Below are 26387 nucleotides of genomic sequence, written 5' to 3' on the forward strand. Positions count from 1 at the left end.
GGTTTGCCACGCTTACGAGAAAGTGAATCAGGCGAAATGGTGAATTGTTTTTGCGTGCTCACGTGATTGGCATCTGGTTGGTTCGGCGATATCGGGTCGTTTGCCGATTATCCCGGGGTGCCCCCGAGTTGTGAGGCATCAACCCGTCCCATAGGCTCTTGGCTATCCGCGCGGTGATCCAACGGCATTCGCCTACGGCACACTGGTGTGACCGAGGTCATTCCGGCGATTGTATGCTCGGATGATGGCACCGGAGACGGTGATCGGCAAGGACGTTTCGTGTCAGGCGGTTGCTGGAGAAGACGGTGCCGACAGGACCCGGCGTGCCGCTGTGGTTACGGCCGGTTCTGGCGTAAAGGTGACAGCGGTCGGACGTGACGAGGACGGCGCATGGTGAGTGGTGAGGCAGGGCGTTGAATTCCACCGTGCTGAATTCCCTCATGCTGGAAGCCGCCGTGCTGAATCCGCTGACGACGAATTCTCCGGCGACGCCGATCTTCTCCAGGGACATGCCCATTCGGGCCATGTCCATCTCGCGATTAGGATTCCTCTTCGAGAATTCCAGATTTGTTGATTCGTTTTCGGGGATACGGGGCCCCCGGATTTCGGTGATGGCACCGCTGTGCGGGCCGGGGGGATCAGACGGCCGGCGTGCCCCATGAGTTCCTGGTCCCACGGACCGGGTGAGCGACGGGCGGGCCGGCCATGAGCGACCCGATCCCGCCGCCCGAGACCCCCACTGCCGGAATCGCCCGACGATTCCGGCTCAGTGCCGCGCAACGAGCGCTGTGGTTCACCCAGCAGGCGGCACCAGATGTGCCGATCAACGTCGCGCAGTACGTCGAGATCGACGGGCCGATCGACGTCGAACTCTTCCTCCGCGTGACCAGCGAAGTGGTGCGTCGCGCCCAGTTCACCCAGCTGAGGTTCGAGGACACCGACGACGGGCTGGTGGGCGTATACGACCCGTCGCTGCACTACTGGGCCGACGTCGTCGATCTTCGGGATCGCCCGGACCCGCGGGCGGCCGCCGAGGCGATCATGCGCGAAGACTGTGCGCGACCACTGGACCCCCGGGTCGACCGCACCGCCCGCGGCTGTCTCTTCCGACTCGGCGACGAGAAGTTCTTCGTCTACAACCGCGGCCACCACCTGCTCTCCGACGGGGTGGGCGGCAAGGACCGCATGGTCGAGGCGATCGCCGCCTATCACGCCGCGGTGACCGGCGGCACGCCTCCGGCCGTCAAACCGGTGGACCTCGATCTGCCTGCGCGCGCCGACGACGAGTACCGCGCATCGCGACGCTTCGACACCGACCGGAGTCACTGGCGACAGGCCATGGCCGGGGTGGGAATCCCCGCGTCGCTCGCCCATCGGCGCGGCGAGCCCGAGGCGGTGTCGCGGCGCGTCCACGCGCCCGTGGACGCGGGCACGATGGATGCGCTCCGCCGCGCGGCCGAGGTGCGTTCGACGATCCTGCCGAACGTCCTCGTCGCCGCGTTCTCGGCCTACCTGGCCCGGGCCGCCGCCGACGGCGACGAGGTGATCTTCCAGTTCCCGGTCGCCGCCCGGACCACCGCAGCGCTCCGGTCGACGCCGCTGCCCGTCTCGAATGTGGTTCCGTTGCGTACCGGCGTCGCGGGGGAGGCGTCGGTCGCTGATGCGCTGGCCACCACACAGGCGGCACTCCTCGGCGCGCTGCGGCACCAGCGTTACCGCGGCGAGGACATCTGGGCCGATGTCGCCGCCGACGAGACCAGCGGACGCGTACGGCGCACCGCGGCGCAGGAGCGGTCCGGTCCGATGCTCAATCTCATGCTCTTCCAGCGCGAATTCCCCTGCGGAGAGGCGCACGGCACCTTCCACATCCTCACGGTCGGCCCCGCCGAGGATCTGACGATCAACATCGTCCCGGTCGCCGGCGACGACCGGGACTCGGTGCTGATGATCGGGGTGGAGGCCAACCCCAATCGCTACGACGACGCCGAGGTCGCCGAGCATCATCGACAGTTCCTCGCGATGCTGCGCACCTTCGCCGATGCCCTTCTGCAGGCGCCGGACACCCGCATCGACGATCTCCCGCTCGCCGACCCGGTGGCGGTGGTCCGCGGCGAGGCCCTCGGATCCGCGCCGGCCACCGTGCCCGAGGCGCTCGCCGTCGCGGCCGCGCGTCACGCGCACGGGCCGGTGATCGACGAGCCCCGCACCCGACCGATCACGTTCGACCGGTTACACGGCCGCGCAGTGGATCTCGCCACCCGACTCCGAACCGCCGGCGCGGCTCCGGGGACCGCGGTGGGTATCGCGTTGCCGCCGGGCGTCGACCGGCTGACCGCGTGGTGGGCGGTCGGGGTGAGTGGTGCCGCACTCGTCCTGCTCGATCCGATCGCGCCGCGTGCGGCCGTCGCGACGCTGCCGGTGAGCGCACGTCCCGCGCTCGTCATCGCCGCACAGTCCGAGGACGCCCCGGCGTCGGACTCGGGTCCGCGCCTCCTGACACTCACGGACCTCCATGGGCTCGAGGCTTCCGCAGCGCCGGTCCGTCCACCCGAATCCGAGGACATCGCTTGCCATCTCGCGATCACGGAATCCGATTCCGGGGTCGGCACGACCGTTGCGGTGCCCCAGCGCGCGGTGGCCGCGCTGATCGCCACCGGACTGTTCGACGACCGGTCGACCGATCTCGAGTACGGCCGCCTCCTCTTCGACGCTGCCGCCGGGTCGTCGGCCGCCCATCTGGAGATCATCGCGGCGGCCGCGCACGGTCTGCGGCTCGTCGTGCCCGGTGCGGACACCGCGTCGGTCACGCACGTGATCGCGACGCCGGGAGATGTCCCGGGGCTTAGCAAGCAGGGGCCGATGACCTCGCTCCTGGTGGCGGGGGAGGACATCGCGCCGGCCGCTCTGGTGCGTCTGGCCTTCGGTCGAGAGGTGTCGGCGCCGTACTGTCCGCGCGGCGCGTTCGGTCCGGTGACGGCGAACCGGCGGATCGCCCCCGACGCCGCCGTCGACCACCGATTGCCCAGTGGTACACCGCGTCCCGGCACCGAGATCGCCGTTCTGGACCGCTGGCTGCGACCGGTTCCGGCCGGGATCACGGGCGACGTCTATGTGACCGGTCCGCAGGTGATCCGGGGCGTCGCCGACGACCCGGTCGGCACCGCGGCCACCCTCGTGGCGTGCCCGTGGGACCGGGGAGCACGGATGCTGCACACCGGCGACCGCGGCCACTTCGACCCGGGCACTGCCATGTTGGTGATCGACCACCGCGCAGGCGATGTGGTGACCCTCGGCGGCGTGCGGATCGATCTCGCGGCGCTCGACCGGGCGGCGGGACAGGTCGCCGGTGTCGGGTACGCGGTCACAGTGGTGACCTCGGGCGGACTCGACGTCGGCGTCGTCTGCGACACCGACGATGCCGACCACCAGCGTGTCCGGGCCGCTGTCCGGCGCCGGGTGGACGGCGAGGTGCCCGCATCGACCCGACCCCGCCGCGTGGTGATCCTCGACGAGTTGCCGACCGATTTGACCGGCAACGTGGACCGGCATGCGGCGGCCGGACTGATCGCGGAGGTACGCGAGACACCGGCAACGTATCGGCCGCCGGTGACGGCCACCGAGGTGGCGGTCGCCGACGCGGTGACCGAGGTGCTGGGCGTATCGCGTCCGTCGATGGACGACGAACTCGTCCGATTGGGCGCCACCTCACTGGGATTCATGCAGCTCGGTACCCACCTCGGCAGCAGGTTGCGCGTGGTGGTCGACATGCGCGACCTGGCGGCGGTGACGACACTCGGCGAGCTCGCCGCGGTCGTCGACGCAGCCGTCCCGAGGCGGACGACATCCACCGGCGGGGTCGTCTCCTATCGGCCGACCCGCGCCCAGCAGGAGATCTGGCTGCTCAACCGCGCCGACCCTCGTGCGACGGTGTATCACCTGCCCGTGCGTCTCACGCTCGCCGAACACATCTCCGCCGACGCTGCTCGAGCCGCCCTGGTCGACGTGGCCACCCGGCACGAGGCACTGCGGACCGTGTACCCGGAGGTAGACGGGGAGCCGGTCGCACGGGTTCGCGGCCGGGCCGAATCTGCCGCTGCCGCACCGATCACCAGCGCGACCCTGAACCCGGCGGGCGTCGATCTCGCCGTGTCGGCGCCGTTCGACCTGCGGACCGGAGTCCCGTGGCGAGCGGTACTCGACGAGACCCGCGAGGCCGTCGAACTGGTTCTCGTCGCCCATCACATCGCCGTCGACGAATGGTCGCTGCACATCGTGCTGGAGGACTTCGCCCACGCCGTCCGTGCGCGTGCGGCCGGTGCGGAACCCGTCTGGGAGACCGAAGCGGTCGCGTTCAGTGAGGTCCTGGAAGCACGACCATCCGGCCCTGCGACTGCGACGGCGACCACAACTGCGAACAGGGCTGCTGCAGAGGTTTTCTGGACCCGGTTCCTCCGCGATGCCCCGGAACGTCTCGCACTGCCCGAACCCCCGGTGGGCGATCCCGCGGCGTCCGGGCTCACCGCCGGACCCGCGGTCCACACGAGCCGCCGGATCGATCGTGCGGTCACCGATGCCGCGTCCGCGCGGGCGCGAGAGAGCGGCACCACCGTCAACACGCTTCTGTGCGTGGCACTCTCGGCAACCCTCGCCGAGTTCACCGACTCCGACGACGTCGTGCTGTCGATGCCGGTGTCCGGCCGGTTCACCAGTGAGGAACTCCGCCCCGTCGGCATGTTCGTCGAGACGGTGCCGGTGCGGGTGGCCGGTGCTCGCCAGACCCCGATCGCCGAAGCGCTCGCGGGCGCCGGCCGCGATCTCGGCACGGCCGTCACGTTCGCCGACACCGGACCGACCGGACTGTCCGACGTCATCTTCGCCTACCATGCGACGGCACCCGATCTCGTCGCCTCGACGGTCTTCGCCGGCGGGGAGACGTTGCGCACCGGCGAGGCGCGAACCGCGTTGGAATTCACCGTGATCGACGACGGGAACGGGCTGTCCGTCACTCTGACGATCGCCGAGCACCGAGTCGACGTGGCGTCGGCCGGTCGGCTGCTCGACAGGTTCGTCGAGGCCGTTGCGGCTCTGGGCGCCTCGGCACCGGACACGTTGATCGCCGAATGCCTGTCGCCGCGGCCGGTCGCCGATCCGGGCACCCGCCGGACCGCCTGCGTCGACCCCGTTCGCGCCCTTCTCCGCCACGCCTCCGCAGCCCCCGAGGCGACCGCGGTCATCGCCGGTGAGGAGACGCTCGACTATCGCACTCTCGTGGACCGGGCGCGCGCGCTGGCGGCGCACCTGCGGGAGTTCGGGGTGCGGCCCGGCGACCGCGTGGCACTGCTCATGGACCGACGCGCGGACACCGTGGTGGCGATCGTCGGGACCCTCCTCGCCGACGCGGTCTATGTTCCGATCGATCCGGACCATCCGCAGGCGCGCATCGACCTGATCCTTGCCGGGACCGCCCCGGCCGCGATCGTCGACAGCCGTCTCCAGGTGACGGCCGGGGTGGGTCATCAACGCGCGCAGACGATGCCGGGCGCCGCGTATGTCATCCACACCTCCGGTTCCACCGGCCTGCCGAAGGCCGTGGTGGTGACCCGGCAGAACGTGGCCGCGTTGATGGGGGCGGGCCTCGACCTCATCGACGCCTCCCCGCGGGACGTCTGGGCCTGGGTGCACTCGTACGCCTTCGACTTCTCGGTGTGGGAGATCCTCGGTGCGTTGGCATCCGGCGGCAGCGTCGTCGTGGTGGACCATGCGACGGTCCGGGACCCGCGGGCACTCGCCGCGGTGATCGACCGGCACGGGATAACGATCCTGTCGCAGACCCCGACCGCGTTCAGCGGGATCGTCGACCTGGCGACGACCACCAGAGCGGCGGGGGCCCCGGCCCCGCCGGAACTGACGTCACTGCGGGCCGTCGTCTTCGGCGGTGAGACCCTCGCGCCGAACACGTTGGGCGCATGGGCCGCCGAGCATCCCCGCACCCGCCTGGTCAACATGTACGGCATCACCGAGACGACCGTCGTGCTCACCGCCGCCGACGTCGACCTCGACGACGAACGCAGCATCATCGGCACCCCGTTCGACGGCGTCGGCGCGATGGTGCTGGACCGGCGCCTGCGACCGGTGCCGACCGGTGCGGCCGGCGAACTGTATCTCGCCGGCGAGCAGGTCGCGCTCGGCTACCTCAACGCACCGGGGCTCACCGCGACCCGGTTTGTCGCGGACCCGTCGGGGCGCGGCCTACGGATGTACCGCACCGGCGACCGCGTGCGCGAGGTCGCTCCGGGTCGTTTCGCCTACCTCGGCCGCAACGACGACCAGGTCCAGATCCGCGGCCACCGTGTGGAACTCGGTGAGATCGTCTCGACCCTGCGCGCGATACCGGGCGTGGGCGATGCGCGCGTCCTGGTACGACCGGGCCGACGGGCGGGCGACGAGCACCTGCTGGCCTTCGTGACCGAGGACGGCCTCGCCGACTTCGACGTCCTCGACGACCTCGACGAGGCGACGATCCTGGCCGCCTGCGCCGCCCGGCTGCCGGCGCACGCGGTGCCGTCCCGCGTCGCGATCGTCGACGGTTGGCCGATGACCCGGACCGGAAAGATCGACCGGGACAAGCTTTTTGCGAGCATCACCGACACCGCCCCGCCGGTCGGACGGGCGCTCGGTCCGATCGAGGAGACGGTGGCGTCGGCGATCCGTGCGGTCGTCGGTGAAGATGCCGGTCATCTCGGTGCAGAAACGAACTTCTTCGCAGCCGGCGGCACCTCGCTCTCGGCGGCACGTCTTGCCGCCACTCTCGCCGGGATGGGCCACCGCATCGAGGTGGCCGATGTCTTCGAGTACCCGACCGTCGCGGAACTGGCGGCGCGGATCGCGGCTGCGGTTACTTCGCCCGTGCTGTCGCGGGTGTCCCTGCTGTCCGATGACCGCGAGATCCCCGCGGATCTTCCGCTCACGCCGGAACAGCTGGACGTCTGGTTGCGGTGGCGAACCGAGCCGGAGTTCACCGGCTACCTCCTGCCGCTGGCCCTGCCGATCGACGCGAGCCCCGCCGATGTGCGACGCGCCCTGGCCGCGATCGTGACCCGGCACGACGCCCTGTGTACCGGGTTCCCGCTGCGCGACGGGGTCCCGGTACAGCATCGATGGGACGACGCCGACGTCCTCGACCATCTGGAACGGCAACTCGGTCTGGAAGTCGACTCGACGCCGGATGTGACCGCCGTCCTCGCCTCGATGGCCACCCCCGTCGACCTCGCCGCCTCGCTTCCGTGGCGGGTACGGATCGTGGAGATCGACGGGTCCAGGTGGCTTGTCGGGGTGATCCACCACATCGCCGCCGACGGCGAATCCTTCGCGATCCTCGCCGGTGATCTCGACACCGCCCTGGCCGGAGCGCCGCTGCCCGCGAGCGGGACGGATTATCGGCGGTACTCGATGTGGCGTGCCGAGACGCTCGAGGCGAGGCGGGCGGAACTGACCGCGTTCTGGCGGACGGCGTTCACCCGACCGGTCGAACAGCTCCGCCTGCCCGAGGTGAATCTGCAGGCGGAAACCGTTGCCCGCGAGGCGGAGACGATCGTGCATCGTACGCACGGGCAGCTGGACGCGACCGTCACCGCATCGCTCGACGAGCTGACCGTGGCGCGGTCGACGACCCCGTTCATCGCCACCCACACCGCGCTGGCGGCGGTCCTGGCGAGGCAGTCGGGTGCCGGGGTGGTGACCATCGGCACCGCGCTGTCCGGCCGTCTCGACCCGGGCCTCGTCGGTGTGCCCGGCCTGTTCGCGCGTGCGGTGCCACTGCACACGCCGATCGATCCGGCACTGTCCTTCGCCGAACTCCTGGCGCAGGTGACCTCGGTGGACCTGGGCGCCTTCTCCCATGCCGACCTGCCCCTCACCGAGATCTCGGAGATCGCCGATCCCGGTCGTGCCGGTGCCGGAACCCCGTTGTTCGAGGTGTCCTTCGGCGCGGTGCCCGATGCGATCGTCGAGTGGGTGGAGGCCGAGTTCCCGACGGGTGCGGCCGGCAACGCAGCCTCGGGGGTCCTGGGAATCCCGCTCTTCGGCATCGACGTCTCGATGTACCGGCACGGCGGTGCGCTGCACGTGACGATGTCCTGCACCGACGCGGTCGCGACCGCGGACCGTCTGGAAGCGCTGTGCGACCTCGTCGTCGACACCCTGAGACGCGGCGTGCTCGCGCCCGACGAGCCGGTCCTCTCGCTGATGAGCCCGGCGAGCGAGGAGGCGGCGACGCCGGAGCTCGAACCGGAGACCTTCGACACGCTCTTCACGTCGTACGCCGACGCATCCCCGTCCGACGTCGCGATCGTCGATTCCCGCTACCGCGTACCGGGTTTCGGGACCGAGATCTCCGCCCACGACGTCGACCGACTGTCGACCCATCTGGCGCGCGTACTGATCGCGCGGGGTATCGGTGCGGGCGATGTGGTCGTCGAACTGCTCCCGAGATCGGTGTTCGGGATGATCGCGTCCGCCGCGATCGCCCGCGCGGGTGCGGCTTTCGTCAACATCGACCCCGCCGACCCGGCCGAACGCCGGAACCTCATCCTCGATCGGTGCCGACCGACGGTGGTGCTCGGGCTCGGCGGCATCGACACCGCGGGAACCGACGCGACGGGAATCGGTGTCGAGGTGCTCGCGCTCGACGAGTTGTTCGCCGAACTGCCCCCGGTGGTGCCGACCTTCGACGAGGCGGAGCGGGTGCGGGCGGTGACGCCGGACGACGTCGCCTACATCACCTTCACCTCCGGGACGACCGGTGTGCCGAAGGGGGTCGCGGTCACGCATCGTGGCGTGGCCGGGTGGGCCCGCGACACCGTCGGACGGCTGGGGCTGACCTCCGCCGACCGTGTGTTGCACACGTACGCAACCGGTTTCGACGCGCACCTGATGGGAGTCCTGCCGCCGCGCATCGCCGGCGCGACGGCAATCATGTGTCCGTCGGATGTCGTCGCCGCCGACGAACTCGCCGACCTCGTCCACGACGCCGGGGTGACCGTTCTCCTCACCACCCCGTCGGTGCTGGCCACCCTGCGCCCCGGCGACCTGCCGCACGTCCGGCACGTCGCCGTGGGCGGCGAACCGCTCGGCGCGGGACTCATCCGTGACTGGACCCGCACCGCAACCCTCAGCAACGAATACGGTCCGACCGAGGCGACCGTCGCGGTGAGCAGTGCGCGCTACACCGATTCCGTGTCGGGTGCCGTCCACATCGGCCGCCCGCTCGACGGTGTGACCATGGCTGTGCTCGACCCGATGCTGCGTCCTGTTCCGGACCACACCGTGGGTGAGCTGTACCTCTCCGGAAACTGCCTGGCACGTGGGTATCTCGACGACCCGCGCACGACCGCGGTCGCCTTCGTCGCCGGTCCGCACGGCAAGCGCATGTACCGCACCGGAGATCTGGTCCATCGGCGAGCTGACGGCACCTTCGTGATCCACGGCCGGACCGACGACCAGGTCAAGATCCGTGGCGTGCGCCTCGAACCGGCCGAGATCGATGCGGCGCTGTCCCGGCTGCCCGGCATCGCAACCTCGGTGACCGCGGCCCGCGTCACCGCAGCGGGCGAGAAGGTCCTGGTCTCCTGGGTGATCGGCGAGCCCGATACCGGGAACCACACCGACGATCTGGCATCGCAGCTGGCACACGTGCTGCCGCGCACCATGATCCCCAGTGCGTTCATCGAGGTCGAGGAACTGCCGATCGGCCGCAACGGCAAGATCGACACGGCGTCCCTGCCCGCACCGGACTTCGGCGCGACCGGTGTCCGTGGTTCGGCCGCGGTCGGTCGCGCACCGGCGGGGGAGACGGAAGTGCTCATCGCGTCGGTGTGGGCGGAGATCCTCGGCCGCCCCGTCGAGAGCTTCGACGCCGATTCGGATTTCTTCGCCGACGGCGGCACCTCGCTGTCGGCCACGCAGGTCACCTCCAGGCTTTCCGCGTCCACCGGGGCCGACGTCGCGGCCCGTCTGCTGTTCGAGTCGCGGACGCTCGGCGAGCTGGCTCGCCGCATCGACGACCTGATCTCACCGACCTCCGAACCCGTTGCGGCACTGTCGCCGGCGCCGGCGCCGGCGCGACTCCCTGTTCCCGATCCGTTGCCACTGGCATACCCGCAGCGGCGCATGTGGATTCACCATCATTTCGACCCGACCTCGACCGCATACCACGTGCCCGTGGTGATGCGGATCCGCGGTCGCGTCGATCTCGCCCGGCTTCGCAAGGCCGTCGACGAGGTCGTGGGCGCGCACGCGGTGCTCCGCACGGTGTACCCGGATTCGCCGGCCGGACCGGTCCAACGGCTGATCGAACACCGCAGCCCGGTGCTGGCCCACCGCCGCGTCGAGGTCGGGGACGAGAACGTCGAGACCGCGCTGCGGCGGGAGGTCACGGAGTACCTGCGAGCGCCGTTCGACCTCGAGAACGAGCCCGGATTCCGCGCGGCGGTCTTCGAGGTGGACACCTCAGACGCCCCCACCCACGATCCCGACCTCTACCTCGCGGCGGTGCTCCACCACATCGCCATCGACGGCTGGTCCATCCGCGTGCTGCTGGCCGACCTGATGCGGGCCTACGACGGCGAGCGATTGGCGGTGGCAGCCGACGAGGCGTTCACGTACGCCGACTTCACCCAGTGGCAGATCGCACGTCTCGGTGACGCCGCCGACCGGGACAGCGTCGTCGCCCACCAGATCCGTTACTGGACGGCGACTCTCGCCGATGCCCCGCAACCGGTCCGGTTGCCCGGCCATCGCGACTCCGACGCGGTGGGCGTCACCGGTCGAATCGGTGCCTCCGTGCCGGCCCTCGCGATCCATCAGACCGCCAAGGCGCTGTCGGCCACGGTCTTCCAGGTCGCGCACGCCGCTCTCTCGGCGACCCTCGGTCAGCTGACGGGGCAGTGGGATGTCCTGGTCGGCGTGCCGGTACACGGACGCTCCGCCCCCGAATGGGAGTCGGTGGTGGGCATGTTCGTCAACACCGTCGCGTTGCGCACCCGACTCCGGCCGGACACACCGGTTCGTGAGGCCGTGCAGCAGGTCCGCGACGTCGCACTGGCAGCGCTGGCCCACGGCGACGTCCCCTACGAAGACGTCGTGCGGGCGGTCCGGCCTGCGGCCCGCCACGGCGGCGATCCGCTGATCTCGGTGTTGCTCGTCAGTCAGGAGGTCGTGCCCCAGGCGTCGGGCGAGGTGGCCCTGGCCGGTGCGGTGGCCTCCCTGGTCACCGAGGCGACCTCGACCGTCGACGCGAAGTACGACATTGAGGTGGTCCTCGCCGAGAGCGACGACGAACTGCACGTCACCCTGGTGCATTCCGGCCGGATCCCGGACGGTGTGGCGCAGGAGCTGCTCGACGATTACACGACCCTGTTGTGCGATCTGCCCGCTGTGGGGGAACCGTTCCCGCTCGTCGCCTCGACATCAGTTGCGCCCGTGGCCGGGACCCCCGGACGCGACACCGACGAATCACATTCGAAAACAGGAGAACCCGCCGATCCCGAACTCGTCTCGCAGGTCGGGGCGATCATGGCCGAGGTGCTCGAGGTCCCGGAGAACGCGGTCGCGCAATCCGCCGACTTCTTCGCTCTCGGCGGTACCTCGCTGTCCGCCACCAGGGTGACCTCGGCCCTGGGGCGTCACCTCGGCATCCGGGTGCCCACGCGGGTCCTGTTCGAGCACCCGACACCCGCTGCGCTCGCCGTCGCGGTGTCCCGCATGGCCGTCGACGTTGCGCATGACCCTGTCGACGTACCGGATCACACCGTCCACCTTCCGGACGACCGGTTCACGGACATCCCGCTCGCACCGACGCAGCGCCGCATGTGGGTCGGCGCGCAGATGCTGGGCCAGGTCCCGATCTACTCGGTCCCCGTCGTCGTCGGCGTCCCGGCCGGACTCACGACCGCCGAGGTGACCGCCGCACTGGACGCGCTTGTCGGCCGGCATACGGCGCTGCGCACCCGCTACCTGACCACGCCCGACGGCCCGCGGCAGCAGGTCGTCGACGGATGGCGGCCGCCGGTACGCCATCTCGACTCTGCCGCGCTCACGGGGACCGGCATCGCCGACGAGTTCTCCGCACCCTTCGATCTCGCCGGGGACCCGCCGGTGCGGGCCTGGGTGCTGTCGGAGAGCGGCGTCGACTCCGCCCCGGTCGCGGTGGTGCTCGTCGCCCACCACATCGCGATGGACGGCGAATCCGCAGCCATCGTCGAGCGGGAACTCACCGCGCTCCTGGCCGGCGACGCCCTCGAGCGGGAGCCGGTGGGCTTCGACGTCCTCGCGCGCCGGATGGTCGCCGAGGAACAGAGTTCCCGCACCGTGCTGCACGACTACTGGCGGAAGGCCCTCGCCGGGTACAGCGGGGAACTCGACCTCGCCGACCACCGTCCACCCGTGCGCGACCTGCGCACCTCGGTGGTCGAGTTCCCGATCGACGATGCTGTCGCCCGAGCCGTCTCGACGGCCGCCCGCCGCGCACTGGCCAGCGACTTCCACCTCCTGCACGCCGCGACCGCACTCGCGCTCGCGGCGCAGACCGGCGTCGACGACATCGCCGTGGCGACACCGGCATCGATGCGCCGTGACGAGGACAGCGCAGGCACGGTCGGCATGCTGATCTCGACGGTGGTCCTGCGCACACCGCTGACCGCCGGGATGACGGTCGGCGAGCTCATCGAGACCGTCCGCGACACCGACCTCGCCGCCCTGGACCACGCGGCCATCGCCTTCGACGACGTCGTCGCACTCGTCGATCCGCCTCGCATTCCCGGACGTCACCCCCTCGTCCAGGTGGCCTTCTCCGTGGTCGACTCCACCGGTGTCGCTCCGGCCCCGGTCGCTGCGGACGCACCACGCACCGCGGTGGATTCGCACAGCGAGTTCGACGTGCACATCGTCGCGGTTCGGTCCGGGAGCAACTGGCGGCTGCAACTGCATCACGCGCGGGATCTACTCGACGAGACACTGATCCGCGGACTCGGCGAGCGACTGGTGGCTGCCGTCGCAGCGGTGACCGACGACCCGGCACGTCGGATCGCCACCATCGAACCGCTCACCGCGGCGGAACGCGAACTCCTCACCGGCCGTGCACATGCTGCCGCGCCGACCGGGACCGAACCACTGCTCGCCGATCTGTTCGGGGAAGCTGTTGCGTCGCACGGTGACCGTCCGGCGATCGCCGACGGCAGGCGCACGCTCACCTACCGCGAATTCGACGCGTGGGTGTCGGTCACGGCGCGCGCCCTCCGCGCCCGCGGCCTCGGGGCGGGCGATGCGGTCGCGGTGGTCGTCCCGCGCTCCATCGAATCGGTGGTTGCCATCTGGGCGGTGAGCCGCATCGGCGGGGTGTGCGTCCCCGTCGACGTCACCTACCCCGCGGCGCGCATCGACCACGTGGTCGCCGGCGCGCGGGCGACGGCGATCGGTCCGGACGACATTCCCCCTCAACCGATCGAACCCGTTGTCTCGGAACCGATCACGCGGGTCTCGCGGGACTCCCTGGCCTACGTCATCACGACGTCGGGAACCACCGGCACCCCCAACGTCGTCGGCGTCACCCATCGCGGCGTGCATCGTGTCGCCGAACTCGGCGACGTGGAATCCGGCGACCGGGTGGGAATGGCGATCAGCCCCGGCTTCGACGCGACGTTCCACGACATGCTGCTGCCGCTGGCGTCGGGTGCGACGCTCGTGGTCGTCCCGCCCGAGATCGTCGGGGGAAGCGACCTCGCCGACTTCCTCGACCGCACCCGGGTCAGCGTGTTCACCGCGACCCCGTCGGTGATGCGGACGATGCGACCGCAGTCGATCACCTCGTTGCGACTGGTCTACATCGGCGGCGAGGCACTGCCGGCCGACCTCGCGACGGCATGGTCGGAGCGGACGCAGGTCCGCAACATCTACGGCCCGACCGAGACGACGGTGACGGTGTCCACCAGCGCCTACCGTCCGGGCGAGCCGGTACGACTGGGGCATCCGCGGCCCGGGATCGGCGCCGAGGTCCTCGACACCCGACTCCGCCACGTCCCACTCGGCGTGGTGGGCGAGCTCTACGTCAGCGGAACCGGCGTCGCCCGTGGCTATCTCGGCGACCGGGCGCTGACCGCCGCGACCTTCGTCGCCGGGAACGACGGTCGTCGGCGCTACCGGACCGGCGACCTCGTGCGCTGGGATCGCGAGTCCGGCGAGCTGATCTACGTGGGTCGCGCGGACCGCCAGATGAAGATCCGCGGCCAGCGCGTCGAACCCGCCGAGATCGACGCCGTCCTGGTGGGCGCCGGGGCCGACCGATCGGTGACCGTGTTGCGGCCCGGGCCGGCCGGGCCGGCACTCGTCTCCTACGTGGTCTCGTCGGTGCCCGCCGACCGCCTCGCCGACGTCTGCCGAACCCGGCTGCCGCGGCACATGGTGCCCGCCCGGATCGTCGAACTGGCCGAACTCCCCCTGAGCGGCGCGGGCAAGATCGATCAGCGACGACTGCCCGAGCCGACCTGGTCGGATTCGACCCGCGAACCCGAGACCCGCACGGAGACGACGGTTCGCGACGCCTTCCGGGCGGTGCTGGGTGAACACGGCGTCGGCATGGACGACGACTTCTTCGCCCTGGGCGGCAACTCCCTGGCCCTGGTGCAGTTGCGCGACGAACTCACCCGCCACACCTCTGTCACCGTGGACGTCGCGGACCTCTTCACCCACCGCACGCCGGCGGAGGTGGCCCGCGTCGTCGACGCCACGTACACGGGGAAGGGCACCGGTGTCGACCACCGCGTCGTGCCGCTCTCGCGCCCGGATCTCCCCGAATCCGATGCCCCTGAACTCGATGTCCCGGAATCCGGCGTCCCGACGATCTGGTGCGTGCACACCGCCACCGGAATCGTCGAACCGTTCCGCGCCTTCGGCAGGTCGCTGGATTCGGCCGTCGCCTACGGTCTCCAGCTGCCCGAACTGGTCGTGGCCGACCGTGACATGCCCGCGAGCCTCGCCGAGATCGCGGCCATCCACGTCGCGGCGGTCCGCAGGCGTCAGCCGTCCGGGCCCTACCACCTCGTCGGCTGGTCGCTGGGCGGCGTCATCGCGCATGAGATGAGCCGTCAGCTGGTCGACGCCGGGGAGCAGGTCGGCGTGCTGATGGTGCTCGACTCCCGGCCGCCCGGCGACCTGGACGAGGAGGCCGACAAGGAGCTGCTCGGCGAGGATCACCCGCTCCGGGCCGCGGCCGAACGCCACGACCCGCAGGCGCTACGACGATTCGAGGATCGTTCCCGGACCCTCGCCGCCGCGGTGCGGTCCTATGAGCTGGGTCCGGCGCCCGTGGGTAAGGTCATCTACGTTGCCGCCGAGGACAATCCGGACGTCGACAGCTGGGCACGGGCCGTCCGGCACGATGCCGGAACCGGGGCTCCGGCGGTGGAAGTGATCTCCGCCGGAGTCGCACACGCGCAGATGGGCGACCCCGACGTGATGCGTCGGCTGGCCAGGAGAATCGAGGAGGAATGGTGACCGGATCCGACCGGGACGCGACGTCGACGGGATTGTCGATCCTGTTCGTCTGCACGGGCAACATCTGCCGTTCGCCGATCGGCGAACGCGTGCTGACGGGGCTGGCCGACCGAATGCGCGCCGACGGAACAGATCTCGCCGTCACCTCGAGCAGTGCCGGTACCGGCGCGCTGAACGGTCAGCCGATCCACCCGCACTCCGCCGCGGTTCTCGCCGAACACGGTTACGACGCATCGGGTTTCGAGGCTCGATATCTGCGTCCGCCGATGCTGACGCAGGCCGACGTCGTGTTGTGCATGAGTCGCGAGCACCGTGCGGCCGCCCAGCAGATGGCGCCCGCGCGCTGGAAGCGCGTGTTCACCCTCACCGAGTTCGCCGCCCTAGCGGAGACCGGCACCCCGGACCAGAACGGCACCCTCGCCGCGATCATGGGCGGGCGGGGACGCATCGATCCCAACTCGTCGCTCCTCGACATCGTCGACCCGATGGGCCGTCCGCGTGAGGACTTCGACCGGGTGTTCGCCGAGGTCGAACCGAAGGTCGAGACCGTCGCCAACTGGCTGGCGGCACAACACATCACCGAGACGACAGGGGAGACCCGATGATCCGCCGCATCGTCGCAAACCGGGCGGTACAGATCCTGGCTCTGATCGTGCTGCTCGTCGCCGCGGTCGTCGCCTGGCTCGCGTACTCGGCACTGAAGGTGAAGGGTGACCTGGAATCGGTGCGCTCCGATGCCTCCCGGGCCCGGACCCTCATGCTCGACGGCGATCAGGCCGGCGCCTCGCAGGCCGCCGCCGCGGCCGCCGACAGCGCCCAGGCCGCCTCCGACAGGTCCCACGGCATCGTGTGGTCGGCGGTGGCCGCGCTCCCGGGAATCGGATCGCCGCTGAAGTCGGTGCAGCAGATGAGCGACGCCGTCGAGGCGCTGTCCGCCGACGTACTCCTCCCGGCCGCGGATCTCGCGGGCGTGCTGAACCCGGATCAGCTCCGGACCGGGAACACGGTGAACCTCAAACTGTTACGCGAGGCGCAACCCGAGCTCGCCAAGGTCGCCGAACGCTCGACCGAGGTGGCCGATGAGGTCGCGTCGATCACTCCGAGCTGGCTCGGCGTCGTCGCCGATGCGAGAACCCAACTCGCCGAACAGGTCGATGCGGCCGAGTCCACCCTGGTCGCGACCGACATCGCCGCCCAGCTCATCCCGCCGATGCTGGGTTCGGAGGGGCCGCGCAACTACTTCATGGCCTTCCAGACGCCGTCGGAATCCCGCGGAACCGGCGGACTCGTCGGCGGCTTCGGGTTGCTCAACGCGACGGGTGGACGGGTGACGGTTCCCGAGCTCGGCGCCAACTCCGAGTTCCGCGACCCGACGACACCGAAGATCGACCTGGGGCCCGAGTACGACGCGATCTACTCGTACTACAAGCCCTACACCGACTTCCGCAACGGGAACCTCAGCGCACACTTCCCCGACGCCGCGAAGATCTGGCTGGCCAACTGGCAGGCCCAGACCGGCCAGAAGCTCGACGGTGCCATCGCGCTCGACCCGATCGCGCTGAAGTACATACTCGACGTCGTCGGACCGGTGGCGTTACCCGGCGGCGAGAAGATCACCGCCGACAACGTCGTACCGATCACGCTGTCGACCTCGTACCAACGGTTCGCCGACGACAACGGGGCCCGAAAGGCGTACCTGCAGTCCATCTCCCAGGCCGTCGTCAAGAAACTGATCGACTCGGGTGGCAGCACCCGCGACCTGCTCGAGGCTCTCGGACGCGGCGTCCACGAGCGCCGGATCATGGTCTACAGCACCACGCCGGCCGAACAGGAGATCCTCGAGACCACCAAGCTCGGTCACCAGATCTCCGACACCGACTCGCCGTATCTGCAGGTGGCGATCGGCAACGCGTCGGGCAGCAAGCTCGACTACTACCTGCGCCGCGAGATCGACTACACCTCAGGCGATTGCCGCGGCGACACCCGCGAGAGCACGATCAAGGTCACCCTGACCAACACCCTCGACGAGACCACCGGGCTCACCGACTACGTCGCCGGTGGCCTCGGCACCGAACTGTCGGTGGACAAGGGCACCAACCTCGCCAACGTGGAGTTCCTCGCCACCAAGGGGGCGGTGCTCAAGGAAATGACCCTGGGCGACGCGGGCGCCTTCTACGTCGAACAGACCCTGCACGGGCGGCCGTACTACTCGACCCGCGTCGGCATCGCGCCGGGACAGAGCGCCACGATCACGCTGAAGATCGACGAGCCGACCGCCGCGGCGGGCGAGGCCGAGGTCCCGGTGCAGCCGCTGGTCGACGACCCGACCGTCACCGTCGACGTGCCCGCCTGCGGGCCGCGTCAGTAGTAGTACGGGTAGTCGTCCCAGCGCGGATCGCGCTTCTCCAGGAACGCATCCCGGCCTTCGACGGCCTCGTCGGTCATGTAGGCCAGCCGGGTGGCCTCACCGGCGAACACCTGCTGACCCATGAGGCCGTCGTCGGTGAGATTGAACGCGAACTTCAGCATGCGTTGCGCGGTGGGCGATTTGCCGTTGATCTTGCGGGCCCACTCGATGGCGGTGTTCTCCAGCTCGGCGTGCGGGGCGACGCGGTTGACTGCTCCCATGCGGTGCATGGTCTCCGCGTCGTAGGCCTCGCCGAGGAAGAAGATCTCGCGGGCGAACTTCTGGCCGACCTGCTTGGCGAGGTAGGCGCTGCCGTAACCGGCGTCGAACGAGCCCACGTCGGCGTCGGTCTGCTTGAACCGGGCGTGCTCGGCGGAGGCCAGGGTCAGGTCGCACACCACGTGTAGTGAGTGGCCGCCGCCGGCCGCCCATCCGTTGACCACCGCGATGACCACCTTGGGCATGGTGCGGATGAGTCGCTGGACCTCGAGGATGTGGAGTCGTCCGCCCTCGACCTTCACCCGGGCCTCGTCGACGGAGTCGGCGCCCGCGGCCACGACGTCGGTGTCGTGGCTGGTCGCGTACTGGTACCCGGAACGGCCGCGGATGCGCTGGTCGCCGCCGCTGCAGAAGGCCCACCCGCCGTCCTTGGGGCTCGGGCCGTTGCCGGTCAGCAGAATCGTTCCGACGTCGGGGGAGCGGCGGGCGTGGTCGAGCACGCGGTAGAGCTCGTCGACGGTGTGCGGGCGGAAGGCGTTGCGGACCTCCGGACGGTCGAAGGCCACTCGCACGATGCCGTTCTCGCGACCCTCGGCCGCATGCCGGTGGTAGGTGACGTCGGTGAGGTCGGTGAACCCGGGCACCTGGGTCCACTGGGCCGGGTCGAACGGCTGGTCGGCGGTCTTGGTGTCGTCGGTCGCGCTCATGCGCTCAGAGTAGTGATCGCAGACGATCGCGCTCACGGCGGTCCGCCGGGCGCACGGGTGCCCGAGGTGGGTCAAATGTCCTGAGGAGTATCCCTTCCGCTTGCACCGTATATGATGCGCGTTTTCAGCAAATTCCCAGTTCGCAATGCTTACATGTACCCATGAACACCTGGGGGTGGATTGTCGTCGGTGTGGTCGGCTGGTGCGTACTGGCCGCCGTCGTCGCCGTGATCGTGGGGCGGGCGGTACGGCTCCGGGACGAAAAGGAGCGTGGGCCGCGTGGCGTTCCCGACTTCGTCCCAGGCACGTCTCACGGACTCGTCCGCCACGGTGGGTGCGTCGACCTCGACTCGCATCGACGCTCCGACCGGAACCGTCCGAGCGACGACGGCTAGCACCAGTCCGTCCCCCGAATCGGTCTTCTTATACGGTTGACCGGTGAGTGAAGCGAACGACCGTGCTGTAGAAACCGTCGAGGAAGACCCGCACGAGGGTGGTTTCCGGCCGCATGCGGCCATCACCACCGAGCGCGGCGGCCCGCGGTACGGCGAGTTCAGCGAGCAGGTTCGCCTGCTGATGGACAATGCGCGCTACGCCTGCCCCGACGACGAGCTCGTCGACGAACTCATCGAGCACCTCACCGCCGTCAATGAACGCCTCGCCAAGGTCCGCATCGACGAGTGGCATTCGCCCGCGGGCACCCGCATCGACCTGCCGTCCCGCGGCAACATCACGCTCCCGCCCTATGAGGTCGTCGAGGCCGCCGAGGACGGTGTCGTCGCCGACCTGGTCTTCCGCGACTTCCACCTCGGCGGTAACGCCGCCGCGCACGGCGGGCACGTCGCCGTCGCCTTCGACGACATCGGTGGCTTCGCCTCGGCCGTGGCGATCCAGCACGTCAGCCGCACCGCCTACCTGAACGTGCAGTACCGCTCGATCACCCCGCTGAACACGACGCTGCGCGTGCGCGCCTGGGCGGACAAGATCGAGGGCCGCAAGGTCTTCATCAAGGGCACCATGCACGACGGTGACCGGTTGTGCGCCGAGATGGACGCCCTGTTCATCAAGCTCAATCCCGGCCAGGCCTAGTCAGGCGGTCGGACCCGGCCCGTCAGGCGGGCAGTCGGGTCAGCCGTGGAGCCGGCGGCTGCGCACGGTCGGCGAGGCCGATCGCGACACCCGCAGCGCGATGGTGACCGCCTCGTCGTCGGCGACCGGGCACAGCTCGTCCATCTCGCGACGCAGACCGGCGAGAGCGTCGCCGTGGTTGCTCGACAGCGAGCGAGCCGTCGCGTCGTCGAGCGCATACAGGAACGCGGGCGTCATGGGGTGTACGGCGTAACCGAGTTGTTCGGCGGCGACCCACAGCTGCTCGGCGACGAGACCGGCCCGTAGGTAGTCCGCCGGTGTCCGTCCCCGCTGGACCAGGAGCAGGATTCCCGAGGCCGAGGTGACCCGTGCCGCCGCGTCGGCGCCCAAAGCGGCACCACCGCCCCACTCGTCGAGCAGCGCCATCACGTCGCCGCGGCGGAGCACGTCGAGCATCCCGGCCATCGCCGGCGGCAGGTCGAGGGAGGCGATGTCGATCCCGGCGCCGTCCGCGGGGTCGGCGGTGAGTTCGGCGAACATCTCGCGGTGTAGCTCGGGGGTCAGGAAGCGCACCCGGTCGGAACGATCGGAGATCGAGGCGAAGGTCGTGATCCGCGCACGGTCGGCGAGCGGCACGAGCCGGGTGATCTCGGTGTCGGCCACATCGGCGAGACGGATCAGATCGTCGTCGCCGAGCGGTGAACCGTCCCCGGGTCCACGCCGGGTGCTCCGCGCCAGCAGGGTACGGAGTTCGCGTTCGTGTTCGGGGGCCTGCACGCCCGCACCGAGGCCCTTGAGTCGCACCCGTCCGAGGATCGTCCGATCGTCCGCGACTACCTCGACGTCGTCCAGCACGCCCCGGCTGGCCGCGGCGACGCGGGCGTTGTGCAGGGCGGCACCCACCGCGACCGCCGAGGCTCGGTGCTCGATGTCGAGCGTCGAGGTGCGAGATCGGTCCAGGGCGATGGTCACGGAGTCGTCGTCGGCGGTGATCCGCCACGGCTGCTGGTTGCCCGCCGACGGGGCACGGGTCGCTGCGTGCGTGATGAGCTCGAGGTCGGACATCTGCTCGACCGGGATCTCACGGCATGCCGACTCGCCGGTCGCGCCGGCGTCGTCGAGAGCGCGGTGGAGGGGATCGGAGAGACCGTCGAGCCAGGTGTCGCGGTCGAAGCGCACCCGTCCCGACGGCAGCGGCCTGCCCTGGACGAGCCGTCGTACCGCGGCGGCGACCGTCGCGCCACCGAGGAGGACGTCGCCGGCCAGCTGGGGCCAGGCCGTGACCGAGTGCCCGAGTTCGATCGCCGATGCGGCCATCGGTGCGGTGACCCGCGCCGGCTCGAGCACCTTGACGGCCAGCGGCGTCAGATGCGCACGGTCCAGACCCACCAGGTCCTCGACGCGGAGATCGCCCGCGAGGCCGTGGAACAGCGGGCGGTCCGGCTCGAGGTCGAAACGCTCCACGTCCAGGGTTCCGCCGTCACTCGTCTCCATCAGCACCGGAATGCCCAGTTCGCGGCAACGTTGCCGGACCAGCACCTTCACATCGAAGGAATCACATTCTTCGACAACGAGGTCGAGGCCGTCGACGAATTCGTCGATGTTCTCCGATGTTATGCCGTCCGGGAACACCGAGGTCGTCAGATAGGGATCGATTTCGGAAATCCTGCGAGAAGCGACCACGGCTTTGTTCGTGTCGATATCCAGCAATGTCGCCGGAATTCGATTCATATTGGTCAGTTCGAGGTCGTCGAAATCGGCCAGGCGCAATTCGCCGGCCAGTCCCTCGAGCGTCAGGGTCAAGGCGATGGCGTGACCCACGCTCAATCCGACGACACCGATGCGCAGTTTCGCCGCGGCATCGAGATCCGCGGCGGTCAGCTTATGCCGGTTGCGGTCCAGTCGAAGGCGACGGAAAGACAGTGGACCGGGGATTTTCACCAGCGATTTCCGCCAGGGAAAGTACGCGAAACGAGGGTTCTCGGTCCGGAGCGCGGGGTCGACCGGAGGGAGGATCTCGTCGAGTGCTCGGGCGGTCTCCGCGGTCATGTCGGCCACGTCGATCGAGTCGTCGTGGACCAGAGAATCGGGGACTTCGGACTCGGAGTAGAGGACGGCGGCGGTGTCCGGCACAGAGGGCATACCTCATCGTGGCTTACTCGACGACGCGTCGCCAACCGGACCGATAGGCGCCGAATCCGGAGGAAAACGTGCTCGTGAGCCTGCATAAAAACGCTCTTGTGGCAACATAACACGCGGGGTCAGGGGAGATCTCGCAATGAATTCCTCCTTTTCGAAAGGCGCAATCCTGCGATGAAAACGATGAAAACTGCCGGTGAGGCGAGGCGAACGGGCGTTCTGCATGCCACCGCCCGAGAGGTGGGGTCGGAGTACACGGTCATCGCGGCCGCGCCCGGCCGTGAGAGGGCGTTGTGGGATCGGTACCTGAACGGGGCGGCCGCATCGTACGAACGGCACGGCTGTGCGGCCGCGCTCGACTACGACGAGGTCTCGACGGGCGCGGGAACGGCACTGTTCTTCGCGGTCCTCGACGACGCCGACCAGGTCCGGGGCGGTCTGCGCGTCCAACCGCGGTTCAGCGCGGCGGCCCAGTCGCATGCGCTCGTCGAGTGGGCCGGACAGCCCGGTCAGGTGCAGCTGGTGAACGCGATCGAGTCGCGACTGGCCGGCGGGATCGTCGAGGTCAAGACGGCCTGGGTGGACGAGAGCTCGCCGATCGCGCGGTCGGTGGCGGGCCAGCTCTCGCGGCTGGGTCTGGTGATCATGGAGATGTCGGGCACCGACCACATGATGGCGACCGCGGCCGACCATGTGCTGCGGCGCTGGCAGTCGGGCGGTGGGCGCGTCGACGAATCCGTGCCGCCGACCCCCTTCCCCGACGAGCGGTATCGCACGCGCCTGATGTGGTGGGACCGTGCACGCATCCGCGAGCACACCTCTCCCGAGACATGGCGTCGAATGCGGATGGAAGCCGACATCCTGCAGACCCCGGGGGCGCCTCAGCTCCTGCCCGGACGTGTCTCCATCTCGACCAAGTCCGCCGGCCGCTGGTAGAAGACCTCGTACAGGCTCGCCGACGGCGGCGAGGCCGGCGGATCCTCGGCGGCGTGGGAGCTCAACGTGCCGTCGTTCCACACGATCGGATCGATCGTGTCGATGACCGTGGTGTCGCGGCCGCTCTCCTTCGCCCGGTAGACGCATTCGTCGGCGCGACCCAGCAGGTTGCCGATGACGTCGTCGGTCGAGTGGGCACTTCCGTTTCGTGAGGACATCAGCGGTGCGCAGACACCACCGACGCTGACCGTCACCGGTGCGGTCGCGGCGACGGCGGCGCGGAGGCGCTCGGCGCAGCGCCAGAGTTCTTCCTGGTCACGGACGACGTGGAAGAGGAGGAACTCCTCGCCCCCGTAGCGGCACACCTCGGAACCGACCGGTGCGTGCTCGCGGATGGCCGCCGCGGCGGAGAGCAGGACGCCGTCGCCGGCGAGGTGCCCGTATTCGTCGTTGATCCGCTTGAAGTGGTCGACGTCGAGCAACAGGATGCCGATCCATCCCGTCGAGGACCGGGCGGCCGACAGCAACTGCGATGCCCGGATGAGAAATCCGCGACGGTTGAGCAGGCCGGTCAACGGGTCGATGCCGCAGAGTCGGGTCTGCTGGTCGAGAACGGCCTCCATCGATTTCCGGAGCGCCACCACGAGGAACACCGGAACGACGATGACCCCGAACATCGCGCCGAAGCTGATCAGGAAGGTGGGAACGGTGTGCGCGAGGGTCGCGAGGACGACCGCGGTGCACGCGCTGGCCAACGCCAGATGAGACAGGATGAGCCGAGGCGAGGCGGTGATCGCGCCGATCGCCGGGATGACGGCCACGATGGCCAGCACCAGGGCCGCGGTCAGGGGATCGGCGAGGATCAGCGACGTGCCGCCGATGCCGGCGATTCCGAGACCGCCGAGGACCGCGAACTGCGGGTCGGTCAGCCGGCGACGCAGAGCGGTGACGGCGAAGATCAGGGCGATGAACGTCCAGATGGCCATCAGGAGAACCATCTTGCCGGGCTTGATGGTGTGGGGTGCGAGCAGAGCGATGAGGGGCAGGGGCAATACGCCACCGGTGCTGATCAGCGTTGCCATGGAGCGCGCGTCGTAGCGCCGCATCACATTCCTGATCAAGGCCATACGCCGGGACCGCTTTCCGTCGCTTTGACCGCGCATGCGGTCACGGATACTCCGAACATGGGATTTGCGAAAACAAAATCGTAACCGGAACGAACGAATCCTTCAGTGGCATCGCACCCAGGAGTTGCGACTACCCTACCAGTCGTTTTCTAGCCTTTCTAATTGTTTGCTGAGATCTGAGGAAAAGAGAAAGTGTCGGCGCACACGTCGTCCGATACCGGGACCCCGGAATTCTACGGCCGGGCTGTCGCTCGCGCGTGCCGGCGTGATTGTCGACACCAATCGACGCGGTCGAATTCCTCCGACCGAATCCGCAGTTCTTCGACCGCGACCCGGCGCGGGTCGTGCGCTACAGAACCGCGGGGTCTGCGAGTAAAGTCTCGCCCACGGCGGGACGTGGCGATCGGGCCGCGGCCGGGGGGATCGGACGAGACAGATGATGGAGTGTTGAACCGCGACGCAACGGTGATCGCGGTCTCGGTGGACCCCTATCACCGCGCTGTCGTCGCCTACGGGCATCAGGCCGCCGTGTCGATCGCCGAACGGTTCGTCGAGCAGGTCCTGAAACCGATCAGTCCGCGCGCCCGGTTCGAACGCCGCTCGGACCTGCAGTGGCTGATCTCCCTCTCCGTCGACGACGGCGGCCACGACGCGCTCATCGACGCGACCCGGCGCAAACTCGGCGCGCACACCGTCAGCGACGGCGATCGCAGCGCCTTCCTCGACGTCTGCATGGGTGTCGCCATAGGTGCAGACCTCCGCGCCGATGAGGCCGACCTGGTGCGGCACGCCGACGCCGCCCTGTGCGTCGCGCTCACCCGGCGGGTGCACGTCGAGTTCGCGCACCCGAGCATGGTGCGGCAGATCAGCGCGGAGGTCGACCTCGCGGCCTGGCTCACCCGGTCGGTGGAGCGCGACTTCTCGGTCTTCTATCAACCGATCGTCGCGATGGCGGACCGGCGGGTGGTCGGTTATGAGTCGCTGCTGCGGTGGCACACCGAATCCGGCGTTCTCGCCCCCGATGCGTTTCTCGCAGTGGCCGAGGGTATCTCGCTGCTCGCGCCGATCGGGCGGCACGCCATCGGGGAGGCCATCCGGGATCTGGCCACCGACATCACCGAGACGGCGGGGGACGAGGCCTTCGTCTCGCTCAACCTCTCGGGACAGCAGCTCTCCGACGAGGGTCTCGTCTGCTACATCGACGGTCTGATCCGCGACCACCGTGTCGACCCGGCGCGGGTGTGGATCGAGGTCCGCGAGGATCAGGTGGTCCGGCTCGAGACCTCGGCGGCCCGGACCGTCAACGGCTTGCACGACCTCGGGTGCACGATCTGCGTCGACGACCTCGGCGCCGGTTTCTCGGCCCTCCGCTACGTCCGCGATCTGCCCGTCGATGTCCTGAAGGTCGATCGCACGCTGATCGCCCAGCTCGTGCACAGTCATTCCGATCGTGCTGTGGTGCGGGCGATCTCGGAGATGGCGGCGGCCACCGGATTGCGGATGGTGGCCGAGGGCATCGAGAGTGACGATGTGCTGGAGGTGCTCACGGAGTTCGGCTTCGACTATGCGCAGGGATTCTTCTTCGGTCGGCCCGAACCGCTGGCCACCTGGACGGGGCGGTAGGCCGGACCACAGCACGACGATGGCCCCGAGGGCCAGGCGACAGCGAAGGGTGGCGACAGCGGCGGGCCGGTGCGCCGCGAACGGCACACCGGCCCGTCGCTGTGGTCCCCGATGATTTTCGGGGAGAGGGTTTCTCGGACTACGTGGCGGTCGAGGTCTCGATCGCCTGCTGATGGTTGATGCTCTCCACCTCGATGCGGCGCGGTTTGGCCTTCTCGGCCACCGGGATGGTCACGGTGAGCACGCCGTTGTCGTAGCGGGCGGAGATGCCGGCACTGTCGATGAGGTCACCGAGGGTGAGCTGGCGTCGATAGGTACCCGAGAACCGCTCGCTGGCCAGCCACTCGACGCCCTCGTCGGACGGTGCAGATCGCTGGGCGGACAACGTGAGTACGCCGTTGTCGACGCTCACGTCGATCGAGCCCGGGTCGGCGCCCGGCAGGTCGGCGACGAGCATGTAGTGGTCGTCGACCTTGTAGAGGTCCAAGGGCATGAACTTGGGAGTACGCGCGGTTCCGGCAGTCGAACCGGTCAGCATGCCCCGGGCCCAGGCATCCATGTCGGAAAACGGATCGAAACGCAGCACAGCAGTTC

Annotated in this window: 12 protein-coding genes; 7 read left to right on the forward strand and 5 right to left on the reverse strand. The window is 69.5% G+C overall.

Annotated features, from left to right (window positions below; all coding sequences use genetic code 11):
- Window positions 1-217 precede the first annotated feature (217 nt).
- A complete protein-coding gene (locus tag GOALK_RS23870) occupies window positions 218-517 on the reverse strand; it encodes a hypothetical protein (RefSeq protein ID WP_155225041.1) in 300 nt (99 codons plus the stop codon).
- Window positions 518-705: 188 nt separating this feature from the next.
- Here GOALK_RS23870 and GOALK_RS07415 point away from each other — a divergent pair, with 188 nt between their 5' ends.
- Genes GOALK_RS07415 through GOALK_RS07425 form a run of 3 tightly spaced genes read left to right on the forward strand, consistent with a single transcriptional unit; the run spans window position 706 to window position 17914 of the window.
- The gene (locus GOALK_RS07415) at window positions 706-15546 is read left to right on the forward strand and encodes a non-ribosomal peptide synthetase (protein WP_006358187.1); all 14841 of its coding nucleotides are present in this window, start codon (window positions 706-708) and stop codon (window positions 15544-15546) included.
- Complete coding sequence (locus GOALK_RS07420; protein WP_006358188.1) at window positions 15540-16151, forward strand: low molecular weight protein-tyrosine-phosphatase; 612 nt, start codon at window positions 15540-15542, stop codon at window positions 16149-16151. Before GOALK_RS07415 ends, GOALK_RS07420 begins: the two co-directional genes overlap by 7 nt.
- Window positions 16148-17914, forward strand: a complete 1767-nt coding sequence (locus GOALK_RS07425) for a DUF4012 domain-containing protein (protein ID WP_006358189.1) — start codon at window positions 16148-16150, stop codon at window positions 17912-17914. The genes GOALK_RS07420 and GOALK_RS07425 overlap by 4 nt, the downstream gene beginning before the upstream one ends.
- On the opposite strand, the gene GOALK_RS07430 is transcribed toward GOALK_RS07425, so the two are convergent.
- Window positions 17908-18879, reverse strand: a complete 972-nt coding sequence (locus GOALK_RS07430) for a 1,4-dihydroxy-2-naphthoyl-CoA synthase (protein WP_035753427.1) — start codon at window positions 18877-18879, stop codon at window positions 17908-17910. The two genes, GOALK_RS07425 and GOALK_RS07430, sit on opposite strands and share 7 nt — an antisense overlap.
- A gap of 161 nt (window positions 18880-19040) precedes the next feature.
- Between GOALK_RS07430 and GOALK_RS07435 the strand changes: the two genes are divergently transcribed.
- Window positions 19041-19274, forward strand: coding sequence for a hypothetical protein (locus GOALK_RS07435; protein WP_187346460.1), 234 nt, complete (start codon window positions 19041-19043; stop codon window positions 19272-19274).
- Between the two features lie 43 nt (window positions 19275-19317).
- On the forward strand, window positions 19318-19968 hold the full coding sequence (locus GOALK_RS07440) for a PaaI family thioesterase (RefSeq protein ID WP_006358192.1): 651 nt from the start codon (window positions 19318-19320) through the stop codon (window positions 19966-19968).
- 39 nt (window positions 19969-20007) lie between these two features.
- On the opposite strand, the gene GOALK_RS07445 is transcribed toward GOALK_RS07440, so the two are convergent.
- Window positions 20008-22110 (reverse strand): Rv1355c family protein, encoded by a 2103-nt coding sequence (locus GOALK_RS07445; RefSeq protein WP_006358193.1) that lies wholly within the window; start codon window positions 22108-22110, stop codon window positions 20008-20010.
- Between the two features lie 171 nt (window positions 22111-22281).
- Between GOALK_RS07445 and GOALK_RS07450 the strand changes: the two genes are divergently transcribed.
- Window positions 22282-23043, forward strand: a complete 762-nt coding sequence (locus tag GOALK_RS07450) for a hypothetical protein (protein WP_035753293.1) — start codon at window positions 22282-22284, stop codon at window positions 23041-23043.
- Here GOALK_RS07450 and GOALK_RS07455 read toward each other — a convergent pair.
- Window positions 22989-24125 (reverse strand): GGDEF domain-containing protein, encoded by a 1137-nt coding sequence (locus tag GOALK_RS07455; protein WP_232283149.1) that lies wholly within the window; start codon window positions 24123-24125, stop codon window positions 22989-22991. The genes GOALK_RS07450 and GOALK_RS07455 overlap by 55 nt on opposite strands.
- Window positions 24126-24617: 492 nt before the next feature.
- Here GOALK_RS07455 and GOALK_RS07460 point away from each other — a divergent pair, with 492 nt between their 5' ends.
- Complete coding sequence (locus GOALK_RS07460) at window positions 24618-25793, forward strand: EAL domain-containing protein (protein ID WP_035753421.1); 1176 nt, start codon at window positions 24618-24620, stop codon at window positions 25791-25793.
- Between the two features lie 139 nt (window positions 25794-25932).
- On the opposite strand, the gene GOALK_RS07465 is transcribed toward GOALK_RS07460, so the two are convergent.
- A complete protein-coding gene (locus tag GOALK_RS07465) occupies window positions 25933-26379 on the reverse strand; it encodes an Hsp20/alpha crystallin family protein (RefSeq protein ID WP_006358197.1) in 447 nt (148 codons plus the stop codon).
- Window positions 26380-26387 lie beyond the last annotated feature (8 nt).

Source organism: Gordonia alkanivorans NBRC 16433, from assembly GCF_000225505.1.
Taxonomy (GTDB): Bacteria; Actinomycetota; Actinomycetes; order Mycobacteriales; family Mycobacteriaceae; genus Gordonia; species Gordonia alkanivorans.

Bases quoted from the DNA above. Each gene is read 5' to 3' on its own strand.
- GOALK_RS23870 (WP_155225041.1), bottom strand. From the start codon at position 517: ATGGGCATGTCCCTGGAGAAGATCGGCGTCGCCGGAGAATTCGTCGTC.
- GOALK_RS07415 (WP_006358187.1), top strand. From the start codon at position 706: ATGAGCGACCCGATCCCGCCGCCCGAGACCCCCACTGCCGGAATCGCC.
- GOALK_RS07420 (WP_006358188.1), top strand. From the start codon at position 15,540: ATGGTGACCGGATCCGACCGGGACGCGACGTCGACGGGATTGTCGATC.
- GOALK_RS07425 (WP_006358189.1), top strand. From the start codon at position 16,148: ATGATCCGCCGCATCGTCGCAAACCGGGCGGTACAGATCCTGGCTCTG.
- GOALK_RS07430 (WP_035753427.1), bottom strand. From the start codon at position 18,879: ATGAGCGCGACCGACGACACCAAGACCGCCGACCAGCCGTTCGACCCG.
- GOALK_RS07435 (WP_187346460.1), top strand. From the start codon at position 19,041: ATGAACACCTGGGGGTGGATTGTCGTCGGTGTGGTCGGCTGGTGCGTA.
- GOALK_RS07445 (WP_006358193.1), bottom strand. From the start codon at position 22,110: ATGCCCTCTGTGCCGGACACCGCCGCCGTCCTCTACTCCGAGTCCGAA.
- GOALK_RS07450 (WP_035753293.1), top strand. From the start codon at position 22,282: ATGAAAACGATGAAAACTGCCGGTGAGGCGAGGCGAACGGGCGTTCTG.
- GOALK_RS07455 (WP_232283149.1), bottom strand. From the start codon at position 24,125: ATGGCAACGCTGATCAGCACCGGTGGCGTATTGCCCCTGCCCCTCATC.